The organism is Coprococcus phoceensis (genome assembly GCF_900104635.1).
Classification (GTDB): Bacteria; Bacillota; Clostridia; order Lachnospirales; family Lachnospiraceae; genus Faecalimonas; species Faecalimonas phoceensis.
This window is the reverse complement of record NZ_FNWC01000007.1, coordinates 2,177,114-2,189,366: the sequence shown is the minus strand read 5'-3', so window position 1 is coordinate 2,189,366 and position 12,253 is coordinate 2,177,114. Positions and strand designations below refer to the sequence as shown.

The 12,253-nt window shown below is 35.6% G+C and carries 17 protein-coding genes and 1 pseudogene; 16 read left to right on the top strand and 2 right to left on the bottom strand.

The window, feature by feature from the left end; genetic code table 11:
• Positions 1-131: 131 nt before the first annotated feature.
• From gloA2 to BQ5364_RS14070, 9 genes and pseudogenes are all read left to right on the top strand, one after another.
• Complete coding sequence (gene gloA2, locus BQ5364_RS14110; protein WP_071144493.1) at positions 132-512, top strand: SMU1112c/YaeR family gloxylase I-like metalloprotein; 381 nt, start codon at positions 132-134, stop codon at positions 510-512.
• 148 nt (positions 513-660) lie between these two features.
• A pseudogene (locus tag BQ5364_RS14105) lies at positions 661-789 on the top strand (sporulation transcriptional regulator SpoIIID); the annotation flags it as partial.
• 157 nt (positions 790-946) lie between these two features.
• Complete coding sequence (locus BQ5364_RS14100; protein WP_071144492.1) at positions 947-1,660, top strand: hypothetical protein; 714 nt, start codon at positions 947-949, stop codon at positions 1,658-1,660.
• Positions 1,657-2,100: a DUF4869 domain-containing protein gene (locus tag BQ5364_RS14095; protein WP_004613450.1), complete on the top strand. Its 444-nt coding sequence runs from the start codon at positions 1,657-1,659 to the stop codon at positions 2,098-2,100. Before BQ5364_RS14100 ends, BQ5364_RS14095 begins: the two co-directional genes overlap by 4 nt.
• The gene (locus tag BQ5364_RS14090; RefSeq protein WP_071144491.1) at positions 2,090-2,518 is read left to right on the top strand and encodes an ABC transporter ATP-binding protein; all 429 of its coding nucleotides are present in this window, start codon (positions 2,090-2,092) and stop codon (positions 2,516-2,518) included. Before BQ5364_RS14095 ends, BQ5364_RS14090 begins: the two co-directional genes overlap by 11 nt.
• A gap of 42 nt (positions 2,519-2,560) precedes the next feature.
• Positions 2,561-4,240 (top strand): SWIM zinc finger family protein, encoded by a 1,680-nt coding sequence (locus BQ5364_RS14085; protein ID WP_235837175.1) that lies wholly within the window; start codon positions 2,561-2,563, stop codon positions 4,238-4,240.
• Between the two features lie 106 nt (positions 4,241-4,346).
• Positions 4,347-4,565: a DUF3791 domain-containing protein gene (locus BQ5364_RS14080; protein ID WP_004221472.1), complete on the top strand. Its 219-nt coding sequence runs from the start codon at positions 4,347-4,349 to the stop codon at positions 4,563-4,565.
• Complete coding sequence (locus BQ5364_RS14075; protein WP_071144489.1) at positions 4,562-5,065, top strand: DUF3990 domain-containing protein; 504 nt, start codon at positions 4,562-4,564, stop codon at positions 5,063-5,065. The genes BQ5364_RS14080 and BQ5364_RS14075 overlap by 4 nt, the downstream gene beginning before the upstream one ends.
• A 1-nt stretch (position 5,066) precedes the next feature.
• Positions 5,067-5,297 carry a hypothetical protein gene (locus tag BQ5364_RS14070; protein WP_004613455.1) on the top strand — a complete coding sequence of 77 codons (231 nt, stop codon included), beginning with the start codon at positions 5,067-5,069 and terminating at the stop codon, positions 5,295-5,297.
• A gap of 142 nt (positions 5,298-5,439) precedes the next feature.
• Here BQ5364_RS14070 and mcrC read toward each other — a convergent pair whose 3' ends face one another.
• Together mcrC and BQ5364_RS14060 are read right to left on the bottom strand one after the other, a co-directional pair.
• Positions 5,440-6,468, bottom strand: a complete 1,029-nt coding sequence (gene mcrC / locus BQ5364_RS14065; RefSeq protein ID WP_004613457.1) for a 5-methylcytosine-specific restriction endonuclease system specificity protein McrC — start codon at positions 6,466-6,468, stop codon at positions 5,440-5,442.
• Positions 6,465-8,582, bottom strand: coding sequence for an AAA family ATPase (locus BQ5364_RS14060; RefSeq protein ID WP_004613458.1), 2,118 nt, complete (start codon positions 8,580-8,582; stop codon positions 6,465-6,467). The genes mcrC and BQ5364_RS14060 overlap by 4 nt, the downstream gene beginning before the upstream one ends.
• A gap of 183 nt (positions 8,583-8,765) precedes the next feature.
• Between BQ5364_RS14060 and BQ5364_RS14055 the strand changes: the two genes are divergently transcribed.
• The 7 genes from BQ5364_RS14055 (at position 8,766) to BQ5364_RS14035 (ending at position 12,194) form a co-directional block, all read left to right on the top strand.
• Positions 8,766-8,981: a hypothetical protein gene (locus BQ5364_RS14055; RefSeq protein WP_318261208.1), complete on the top strand. Its 216-nt coding sequence runs from the start codon at positions 8,766-8,768 to the stop codon at positions 8,979-8,981.
• 63 nt (positions 8,982-9,044) lie between these two features.
• Positions 9,045-9,314, top strand: a complete 270-nt coding sequence (locus tag BQ5364_RS14050; RefSeq protein ID WP_004613460.1) for an AlbA family DNA-binding domain-containing protein — start codon at positions 9,045-9,047, stop codon at positions 9,312-9,314.
• Entirely contained in the window at positions 9,269-9,469 is a 201-nt protein-coding gene (locus BQ5364_RS18185) for an ATP-binding protein (protein WP_235837174.1), read from the top strand. The genes BQ5364_RS14050 and BQ5364_RS18185 overlap by 46 nt, the downstream gene beginning before the upstream one ends.
• Positions 9,470-9,509: 40 nt before the next feature.
• Positions 9,510-9,671: a hypothetical protein gene (locus tag BQ5364_RS17970; protein ID WP_004613462.1), complete on the top strand. Its 162-nt coding sequence runs from the start codon at positions 9,510-9,512 to the stop codon at positions 9,669-9,671.
• A 144-nt stretch (positions 9,672-9,815) separates the two neighbouring features.
• Positions 9,816-10,067, top strand: a complete 252-nt coding sequence (spoIIID, locus tag BQ5364_RS14045) for a sporulation transcriptional regulator SpoIIID (RefSeq protein WP_022250990.1) — start codon at positions 9,816-9,818, stop codon at positions 10,065-10,067.
• Between the two features lie 53 nt (positions 10,068-10,120).
• On the top strand, positions 10,121-11,545 hold the full coding sequence (locus tag BQ5364_RS14040; protein WP_044987546.1) for a hypothetical protein: 1,425 nt from the start codon (positions 10,121-10,123) through the stop codon (positions 11,543-11,545).
• A complete protein-coding gene (locus BQ5364_RS14035; protein ID WP_004613465.1) occupies positions 11,529-12,194 on the top strand; it encodes an NUDIX hydrolase in 666 nt (221 codons plus the stop codon). Before BQ5364_RS14040 ends, BQ5364_RS14035 begins: the two co-directional genes overlap by 17 nt.
• The last annotated feature ends 59 nt before the right edge of the window (positions 12,195-12,253 follow it).

The following is a 12,253-nucleotide window of genomic DNA, read 5'->3' as shown; positions in this document are numbered from 1 at the left end:
GTGACAACATAAATCCACTTGGCGAGGTAGACGTCTGGGATAACTTGATGCGTATCAAAAATCATCAGGTGGCAACAAAACTTTTTATGACAAAATGAGAAAACCTTGTAGATATGAAAGGGAGATTAAAAATGAATTTGAAAAAAATACATCATGTTGCAATTATTGTTTCGGATTATAAAAAATCAAGAGAATTTTATGTAGAAAAGTTAGGATTTCGAGTTATAAGAGAAAATTATCGACCGGAGCGGGAAGATTATAAATTGGATCTAGAGTTAGATGGATGTGAACTTGAGATTTTTTCAGGGAAAGGGAATCCGCCTCGTGTCAATTATCCGGAGGCATGTGGTCTTAGGCATCTTGCATTTTATGTGGAAGATATGGAAAAAGTCATTGAAGAATTTCACGAGAAAGGAATTGAAACAGAACCAATTCGAGAAGATCCTTTTACAGAAAAAAGAATGACATTTTTCCATGATCCAGACGGTTTGCCACTTGAATTACATGAATAATTAAAATGACTTTTAGTGAATCAAGAGTGTTCGGTTAAAAAATTTACTTGAACAAAGAGAGGTGCAGAAGCCGGAAGGCTGAAATATCAAGACATACCAAAAGAATCCTTTGCATACACTGTAACAACAGTAATTGCAGGGGAAGTATATGAAAGATTATATCGAGGAGCGAGCAGTAGAAATCGCATATTATATTATTGAGAACCAGGCGACAGTGCGGCAGACCGCAAAAAAATTTGGAGTAAGTAAGAGCACCATACATATAGATGTAACAAAATAGGCGGTTGTGTGAAGATTTTGTATGTGGTGAGGTGAAGATAGGAAAATAGGGGAGAGAAAGGTCGCAGAAATGCGGTCTTTTTCTTTTTGGTGATTTTATTGTGCTATGGGTGGAAATCGGTTAAAATAGACTATAGAAAGCAGGTGGAAGAATCATGGCTAAAACTTTTTTATGGATAGAAGATCGGAAAGGAAAAGCAAGTTACATATTTTGGGGAAATTTCATGAAACAACTCTATCCGGATGTAATAGTTGAAAGTAAAAAGAATAATAGTGAGTTAGTGAAATCGGTAAAGACGTTACAAGATGAAGAGAATAAATATATCATTGTTTTTGATAATTCTTTTGATAATCTACAGGTTGTAATGGAACAGAAGCGTTTGAAGAAATACGCGAATGAAAAGAAGAATGTGTGTCTGTTAGATATCATTTGCTTCGAGTATATTCTCTTAGAATTTACAGAATTAATTGAATGGATTTATGCTTCGGAAGATGATTTTTTGAAAAAAAGAGCCGGGATGATTGAGGCAAGACATAAGCTGGTAGAAACCTTGCAGGATGATGATTTTGACTATAAAGGGATTCGTGAAATTGTAGACTATGATAAACGTATTGAAGAACATAACATTGAGCAATTATCAGCGAAGTTACTATTCGATTTGACAAGAAATACCGGGTTTGAAGTATCAAAAGGAACGCTTGGAGAATGTTGGATAAAGTCATGTTGTGAATGGGGAAATCGGCAGGAAGACGATATTTGCGGATTGGATCATAACAGACTGGCTGTGTTTGATAAAATGAAACGGATCTATGATGGAAGTTCATTGAAGTTACAGTTTCCGAAAGTTGGATTGGAGGTAGTGGCATGATAACGATTTTTAAAAACAAGAAGGATATACCCCTGAATAAAGAATATATAGAACTGAATGATATATTTTTTAATCAAAATACGGCAACGAGACTGGATGATAAGGCGGCAAAGTATATTCAACTGATAGATGCTTCGGAACTTATCAGCAAATATAAAATTCGATCACGTTTTGAAGATATTACGTTGAATACCGACCAGCTTTCGACAGGATGTAAAACTGTATTGAATGTATTGTATTTTCCGGACAAGGTGTTTTGTTTAAAAGAATGTGGAAATAATGCTTTGGAAATATTATATGGTTTCGAAGAGGGATATGTATATAGTGAATATGCAATGATTCCTTTTAATATGGAACGTGTGAAGGTTCGGACTGGTAGAGAATGTAAAGTGATCGAGGATTACGAAGAACTAAAGGAGTGGTGGGAAAATGAAGAGTAAACCGGTTGTAATGGAACATTTTTCAACAGTGCATACCTCGTTTGTGGTGGACTTTACATTTACCAATAATATAACAATCTTAATGGGAGATTCAGGAACAGGAAAGACAGCAACATTTTCATTTATCAGAGAATGTATGGCAGTTAATCCTCAAATTTTGTGTTTGGATAATTATGATTATCAGAAAGATATAAAAGAAATAATCCGCCAGACAGAGGGGAAACTGGTTGTCATTGATAATGCAGATATTTTATTAGATGACGATACAAGGAAACATATTTCGTTAGATGATAAAAATCAGTATCTGATTATCGGAAGAAATCCTAAGAATCTGTTCGCAACGAAAGAAAATCTATTTGAATTGGCAAGTGAAAAGGTCGGAGAGCAGACGGTGTTTACGATGGAGCCGTATATATAACTCGAACAGCAGATAGGAAGGAATGACTGGAGGATAAAGCAAATGAAATCATGGAAAGATTTGTTTCGCACACATATATTGGAACGTGGACTAAATTATTATGAAGAAGGTTATGTTACTTCTTTGGAACAGAATTTGACAGGATATACAGCAGTAGTAGTAGGAACAGAAAATTATGATGTAGAGATAGAGATTCTGGATAATCGAGTTTATGATATGACATGTACATGCCCATATGCAGCAGAGGGAAATTATTGCAAACATATGGCGGCGGTTTTGTATGAGATAGAAGAAGGAGAACCAGATACAAAAATACCGGGAAATTATCTTCAAAAGGTTCAGGAACAAAATAAAGAATTGCAAGAGATTATTGCCGGAATTCCAATAGATGAATTACAGGAAATCGTATTTTCTCAGGCAAATTCGGATGAGTTTCTATATAATAGGATCATGACAAAGTATGCGCCGATAACACCGTGTCATATGATCAGATTGAAACAACAGGTAAATGATATCGGCTATCATTATTCTGACAGAGGCGGGTTTGTAGATTATTATCATGCAACAGATTATACAGATGCATTGAATACGCTTTTAGATGAAAATGTTCCGCTGTTATTGGAGAAAAATTATAGAATGGAAGCATTTGAATTAGTAAATTGTATCTTTTATGAGATTGGGAATCGAGATATAGATGATTCAGATGGAGGCACATCATTTGTAGCGGATAATTGTTACGAGTATTGGCAAACAATACTGCAAGAATGTAATGATAAAGAAAAAGAAAATATGTTTCAATGGTTTCAAGATCATCAGGAAAATTATGTAATTGATTATTTGGAAGATTATATTAGTGATTTTTTGCTGAATGAATTTCATGATGAAGAACTACTTCAGAAGAAACTTCATATGTTGGATGAAAAAATCGTTAAGTTTCAAAAAGAAAACTATAGTGGCGATTCGTATTCCGCATATTACGGTATGGTCAATAACATAATTACAAGGATATGTTTGATGGAAGAATTGAGTTATTCTAAGCAGGAAATAAAAGAATATCGGCAGAAATATAGGAATTTTTCTGAAATTCGGAAGATGGAAATACAGGAATATTTATCTGATAAAAAGTATGAAGAAGCCATTGCAGTATTGAAGGAAAGTAAAAAATTGGATGCGGACAAAGCCGGATTGGTAGCAGAATATAGTCAGCAATTAATTCAAATTTACGAAAAAAGAAATATGCAGAACGAATACGTGCAGGAACTGCAATATCAGGTGTTTGAATGTATGCAGCGTGATTTGGAATACATTGTCAAATTGAAAAAGCTGTGTAGTGAAACGGAATGGGAGGAGCAAAGAGAAAAATTTTTACAGGGGAAAACTTCTTATTGGATACGATATGAATTTTTAGTGGAAGAAGAATTATTTGAAAGATTGCTTCAGGAAATTCAAAAGAACCAGTCTGTTCACGTATTAGATCAATATGAAAAAGTATTGAAAAAGCATTTACCGAATGAAGTCAGGGATATGTATGTGCAATATGTGAAAAAGGAATCAACTCGAACATCAGATAGAAAGTCATATAAGTATTTAATATCCTACCTAAAAAAGATTACAAAATATCCGGATGGCAAAAAGATAGCACGTGATATTGCAGAGTGTTGGAAGCAAGATTACAAAAGAAGACCGGCTATGATGGATGAGCTTCGAAAAGCCGGATTTTGATGTGTGATAAATAAAGTGAAGGAAAATTGTTAAGGAAGATAGGTAGTATGGGGAATTGCAGAAGTGAGTGTATTTTCAGTAGTTGTAAAATAATAGGAGGGTTTGTATGAGCGAAAAGAAAAAGAAAATAGGTTTTACTGTTGCGTGTATAAATGAATTTGCACAACATTATAATCTCAGCATACAAGAAGCATTCCGTTACCTTTTTCAATTTAAAGGGATTGCGTTTATAAAAGAAAACTATGAAGTTGAACATACTTTAGATTTTGGAACAATAGTAGAAGACTTAGGAATATTGTGCCGAAAAAACGGAGGCGCGTTATGAGATTATATCACGGAAGTAATATTGTAATTGATAGTATAAATTTGGCAATGTGCAGACCATATAAGGATTTTGGAAAAGGGTTCTATTTGACAGACATAAAAGAACAGGCAGAAAAAATGGCCGTAAGAGTGTCAAAGATTTATGGTGGTTCTCCCGTTGTCAATACTTTTGAAATACAAGATGATTTCAGAAAAATAGAGGATATCAAGGTTAAGGATTTCGGTTTAGAAACAACGGAAGAATGGGCAAAATTTGTCATGAATAATAGAAATCGAACATTTACAAATGTGAAAGATATTTTGTGTAATAAGGACAATAAATATGACATTGTTATAGGACCTGTTGCGGATGATAATATGGCATTATTATTTCGTCAGTATGAAAATGAAATTATTGATTTTGAAACTTTATTGAGAGGAATGATATATAAGCAGACATCGTCGCAGTATTCTTTTCATACAGAAAAAAGTATAAAACTTTTGCGAAAGGTAGGAAACTAATATGGGTAAGCAAGAACAGTTGATTGAATATATAGTTCAGGATATTGTTGATATGTTCTCTTCAGATCAGGACATAGAATATGATGAGGCTATGAATAAGTTTTATAACTCAAAAGTCTTTGAAAAACTTCAGGATAAAGAAACTGGTTTATATATGGAAAGTTCAGAATATGTGTATGACCTTTTTAAAGATGAGATAAATTTTGGACGTATTGTTCAAGCAGAAATCTAAGGTTTTATAGATGTGACTTTATATTATCGTAATGAGAGATATAATATACAGGAGATAAAAAAGCGAAAGAACGAAACCAAGGAAAGAGAGAAAAGATTAGCTGTCACTTTGAGATTATATCAGAGTGACAGCTATTAAGATGCTAAAAATAATTTTTTACTATATCATCCAGTGATTCTGCAATTCTTGAAAAATCTTGATTTAAATTTAGTGTACGTACAGAAATCTGGTTTCCGCTCATTTGGTAGGTATTATTGGGAATAATATCTTCATCGGTCTGTGCATAAAGAAGCATTCCGGAGACAGTATGTTCACAGTTTTTCAATTCGAACTCCTTGTTTTTCACATATGTAAAAATTTGATAGAGATTATTGGAATGCAAGGTATTTGTTCCGTATTGTCGCTGAGTCATGTGTGAATAATATTTTGCATCGATAATAAGTATATTGTTCTCTTGAGACAGCATGATATCGGTTTGCATTTTAGGAAGCAATTGGTTTTCGGAATCATCAAGTTGCCATGTAATCTGTGATGCATTGGCAGATAGTTTTGGATGTTCTTTTCGATAATATTCAAGCAAAAATTTTTCATATAAACGGCACATACGTTGTTCGTCAAAAAAATCCATTATTTTCGTGGTGCCGTCAGTTTGTGTTTGCAGAAGTCCGTTATAAACCAGATAACAGATTCCGATTAGCATTTGATAACTTTGGTTGGAACGATTATAATGCTGGTTCCAGTTTACAAAACGTAAATCAATTTCACTAACATCAGAAAAAAATAACAACAGATTCCGTAGACTCTTTTTGCGTGTATTTGTAATATTGGCTTTAAGTAGTAATAACATTGTAGATTTGATAATCTGGTTAAATTGTGTATTAGTTGAAAATTCATCGTATGTACAAATTATTTGTTTTTTCAGCAGAGCTTGAGTTTTAATGGATTCGGAAATATTAAGTTTTCCTTGGAGTGTAGAAAGCGATTCTGATTTTGGGACATAATCTCTTCCTAAGCCACGTTTTAATTGTATGCTAATGCCTTTATCAAGAATGGCTGCACATAATTCAGCGGTGTTATGCAATTTTTCTGTAGCAAGATTTTTGTAATTCTGTGCTTGTAATGATTGGAAAGCGTAGGATAGCATATAGTAAATATTTTGTACAGGAATCATTTAACAGCACTCCTTAACCGATCTGACCAATCTATGATTTTGGCTGGTTCATCAAACCAATATTCTTTTAAAAGCGGAATCAATTCGTATTCTACAATGGATGCCAGTGTTTGGGTGTTGATTGTTTCCGGAGTTAAACCACAAAAATAGCTATGACCAATACAGAATCCTTCACCTAGAGAAATGTCTTCTGCTATTTTTGAATTGAGTTGTTTAACACAAGAAATTAACTTGTTAAAAGCATCACTCTTTAAAGAATCCTGATAAGCTTGAAAACCAAGTGTGTTAAATCCTGGTTTCATAGTAAAAAATGAAAAACGTCGTCTTAAAGCATAGTCTAACATGGCAAGACTACGATCAGCAGTATTCATCATACCAATGATATACACATTTGCAGGTACAGAAAAATTTTCATCAGAATACAATAACTGTAGTTCGATACCACGCTTGTCTTTTTCGATTAGCATAAATAATTCGCCGAATATTTTACTTAAATTACCACGATTGATTTCATCAATAATAAAAAAATAATCATTTTCATCATCTTCTTCAGCTAGTTTGCAGAATTTGTAAAAAGAGCCTTTTTTTATTGTAAATCCATTTTCGGTTGGTCGGTATCCTTCGATAAAATCTTCATATGAGTAGCTCTGGTGAAACTGAATCATTTGAACGCGGTCTGGATTTTTTGCACCGATAATGGAATAGGCAAGTCGCTTGGCAGTAAATGTTTTTCCAACTCCAGGTGCACCCTGTAAAATAATGTTTTTCTTCATTTTTAAGACATTTACCAGTGTTTTATAATCTTGTTCATTCATATACACATCTGTGAGGAAATCCGTAGAAGAATAAATAGGATAGTCGATTTCTGGTTGTGTATCTACATCATCCAATTCATCTAGAGCAAAGATGGCAGTAAGTTTTTCAATATAATCTGTGTATGGAGTGATATCAGTTAGGCGTTTGGCAACAGCATTACCAGGATGTTCCCATTCGCCAACTTGTAGCCACTTTACAGCGCGGATGCTTTTATATTCTTGACGAAGATCATCAAAGACATAATCTCCAGTGACAATACCTTTACCAACAAGGGTATTACTACGTTTCGCATAAATCACGTCATTAACTGATATGCTATTTGCAAAATTCCATGCCATCAAAGCCTGATTTTTTCGGGAAGTACTGCTGTCATACACATTTATCAGTTCTTGACGAAGAGCTTCTTTAGAAGCGTATTGGGAATAATCGCCGATGTCATCCATACCAAGAACCATGATTTCTTTTTGCTGACATTCAATCCAGCTATTATCGTCAAAAATTGTATACATCCAGTAGTGAATTTTATGCTTTTTATCGGAAAGAGTATTTGTGTCAGAATCATCAGAGTCATTGGTATATCCCACATTCTTTCCATAAATATGGGCAAAAACAACTCCGGGAACATTGCATTTTCTTACATATAATGAAATTTGTCCCATGCGAATGAAAGGAATATCGCTTGGTTTTTGATTTAGAAAATGTAATACTCTCAGCTGAATATCTTGTCCGTAAAATGGTGCAAACAATGTGGGAAAGAGTATTTGATAATATTTCATTCGCCATACCATATTGATTCCTGAGATATGTCCCAGTTGCTTGTAAAGCTGTTCATAATCTTCTTCAGAATTTAAAGGGCCAAAAGAAGAGATTATTTCCGCACCTTCTATCAGGTCATTACGGATTTCTTCTGCTTTTTGTATTGCTTCTTCTTCAGTAAGATGTATAGGTCTTAATGGTGATCCGCAAGTCCAACTCTGATTTTTTTTATGATAAAAGAGTCCAAATTTATATGCAGATCCACCAGAAATACCTCCGAATACTTCACGAATATCTTTGTCCATTTCAAGCATATAGCAGAGGTTGGTTTTATTTCCTTCGTCGTTATAGAATAAAGAAGTTAACAAATTCCTTCCGGAAAGAGATTTTAAGCGTTCTATTCCAAAGAGATTTATAAAATTTTCTCGTAGTTCATCAGCCTTGTGAGCAAATGCAATCCATTCGGGAGTCTGAGATTCGGTATAAAACCATTCGGGAGAATATTTCCCCGATTCATTTTCTGTTATCTGAATGTTAGACATAATATACCTCCAAAATTATAAGTTAAAATTAGTATATCATTTAATTGTAGTACTGTCATAGATTATTGGAAAATAGGGTTATATTTGGATTTAAAAGAGAAGAGCTGAATCTATAGGACTATTTATTCAGAAGAATTCATAAACATGGACAAAGAGTGCAGGAAGGGAGGTAGTTTGTTTATCGTGGCAAGAAAAAAAATAAACTATCGGTTTCATAATCCGAATACGGTAGAAACTACCGCCGATTACATATTGAAGGTTTTTATGGAAGTGAATGAAAAAAGGTGGAGCGGGCGATGCAGGAGGCGGCCGAGAATATTTTGGAAGAAAATTACTATGGCGAAAAACGAGAGATTTTGGACTAGAAGTCCACTTGTGCTGTTGGAAAAAACAAGGTAAAATTAGGTACAGATACTGATATGAAAGTCATGGTTACATTTTTAAATAGGATGGTGATTTATTGTGAGAAAAGAATTTGATATTTCACGGTTCGATAAATATAGAGAAGATAACAGAAGAGAAGTGAAGAAAGCGAATGGAGGATTACCGGTTTCATTATGGGACACATATTCTTCTTTTGCAAACTGTTATGGCGGTGTCATTATTTTAGGGATTAAAGAATCAGGAAAGAGACGGATAAAATTACTTTTGCAAATCCAGGCTATGTCCGAACCGGTAAAAAACAGATGCGTTTGGGCGGAGAATCTGATCCACGAAATAAATCTCTCATGAAAATGTTTAACTTGATTAATATAGGTGAACGTGCCGGAAGTGGAGTACCGAATATTTTCAATGTATGGAATGAAGAAGGATTTGTAGAGCCAGAGATTGAAGAAAGATTTGATCCGGACAGAACGATTTTGACGCTTTCTTTTATAAAAAAGTGACGAAAAAAGACAAGAACAATATGAAAAAATTCTTACCTTTATGCAGCCTGATGTATGGTACAAAGCAAGTGATTTAATGAATGTGTTAGGAGTGAGAGAAACAAGAACGAAAGAATTGCTGCGAGCATTGATTACTGATGAAAAGCTTGTAGATGATGGGGCAACAAAAGGAAAGCGATATAAGAAAGCCGATGAACTATAATCGGAAAGATACAAAGTGGGTGAAAGTTTTGAATATAGAGGCATAAGGGAAAATTATCAATCGGAGCCGGAAGGCTGAAATATCAAGACATACCAAAAGAATCCTTTGCATACACTGTAACAACAGTAATTGCAGGGGAAGTATATGAAAGATTATATCGAGGAGCGAGCAGTAGAAATCGCATATTATATTATTGAGAACCAGGCGACAGTGCGGCAGACCGCAAAAAAATTTGGAGTAAGTAAGAGTACCATACATAAAGATGTAACGGAACGGCTTTTGCAGATTAATCCAGGGCTTGCCAATCAGGCACGAAAGATCTTAGATCAAAATAAGTCAGAAAGACATATCAGGGGAGGTATGGCAACAAGAGAAAAGTATTTGCATCAGCATTAGAAGAATACGAATAGTAAGAGAAAATGCGGTTTAGAACACAGGGGGAACAAAAGATGAGGCGTTTTGTATATTTATTTGAATTGGATTCAGTGCGAAATTCGAAGAAAGAGATCCAAAGAGGTCAGCAGGCACTTTTTGAGGAGATTGTCAAAAAGGGGAATACGGTTGTGCTTTCGTTTAACCAATTGACGGACTCAGAAGCTTTTTTGTGTGCGATTAGAGATGAAAAAGCATACGAACAGATGGTGCAGTTGTTTGCGCTTGGGGCAATTAAAATTTCAAGATATGGAGATGTCAGAACTCCGTCGCAATATATACAGAACGCAATTGACAAATGCAACGATTCGAGCAAGGAAGAGTTTTTGTTTTCGGGTCTGCCTGTGCGCTGTGCAGAGAAAGATTTACTTGAGAAGATGAAGCATGCGCTTCAGTATAGTGATACAACTGTTTTGGAAGAGTTAATGGAGAATGAAAAAGAGGAAGAGAAGAAGAAAGATCTTGAGTATGTAATTCGATTTGTGCGAATGATTCTGATGATGAGTCTGGAGAAAATTTCAGGGCAGCCGGCAAATACCGGAGAAAAGAGAAATTTTATGCAGTTTTATGAAGAAATTGTGGAGATACTTCGAAAGCCTAAGTCTTTGTTTTCAGGGGAGTCTGGCAGGGAATTGGAAGAAGGATTGCCGAAAGCGATAGAGATTCTGGAGCGAACAAAAAAAGAATTGTACCGTGAAGATAGAACAAAAAAATTGATGAACAATAGGACGAATTGGATAAAAAAACTTGTATCAGAGGAAAAAACAGCACTTGAGTCACAGCAGCTGCTTGCAAAGGCAGTGGTCGATCTTTGCTATAACTATACAGTAGAAGAAAGTATTTATCAGGTGTCGAAGCATTACGAGAAGGAAGGAGACACCTTTGAGAGGGATTTGACCCAAAGACTCATGTTATATTGGAAGGAATGTAAAGAGAGAGGACAACAGTCTGAGGAGATAGAGCTTCCTCCATGGGACACAGCCGTTCGTGTAGTAGAGGAGGAGCGAAAGCGTGACAGGGGTTTACAGACCAAAGAGTGCATAGGAAAACGCTATGAAGAAGATTGCGAGAAGGAGAAGAGGAGATGGAACCTGCGGATTGCATATCAAATGTTTGCAAGACTGCGTACAGCGCTTTTGTACATTGTGATTTTCTGTGGAGTAGATTACTTTATGGGATTTGTGGAAGACCAGGTGATGGGATTGTTTTTTGATGTGACAGGAAATGAGTGGATGCGTATGCTGTGGTCGATGGTTTGCTCTACCATTATGTTCGGAATAGTAGGCTCTGTTGTTGCAAATGTGTTTCAACTGCCGGATATTTTAGAAAGTGTACGAAGTATTGGTGTGGGGATGAAAGATTTGTATCGAATCGGAATGGCAAAGAGCGGCATTTCCTATCAGAATCCAGATAAGGAGAGAAACAATGAAAGAAAAATATAGTGATGGAATAGAATGGAACACATATGAAAAATTGCGGAAGGAACGTCCGGAGTTGTTTGCAGAGTCAACGCAGATTCCGATTGTGACGGATAAAGAGACGGTAGATACATTTGTGAGAGAGACCGGGCAAAAAGTAGGTGTGATGTATAGCAGTGAATACCATTATCTGCTTGTGGATCTGATTCGGAATCCAGATGGAAAGTTATATACATATGAAAGAATACTGCCGGTTGTGCCAAGTGGAGCAGCAGTGGCGGTGACGATTCAAAACGGATTGTTTGTGCTCCTGCGGCAATATCGGCACGCGATTCGAACGAGTCAGTATAGTTTTCCACGTGGATTTGGAGAAAAGGAACTCTCACCGTACGAAAATGTCAAAAAGGAAGTGCACGAAGAAATCGGTGCGACGGTTATCAAATGTGAATATTTGGGAGAGGTTGTCGCAGACAGTGGACTTTTAGCGAATAAAGTGGCGGTATTTGCGTGTCAGGTGGAAGGTGTTCAGAGGCGGTATGCCTACGAAGGAATTGAGGATGTGGTGTTTCTTTCAGCAGAAGAATTACGGAAATGGATTGCGGAGGGAAAGATTACGGATGGTTTTACACTGTCGGCATATAGCTTGTATTGTGCAAAGAATCCAAATGTGTGAACTGTGACTATGTAAAAATTTACTTTTGGAAAATATTGACAAAAAAACTTGCAATCTTG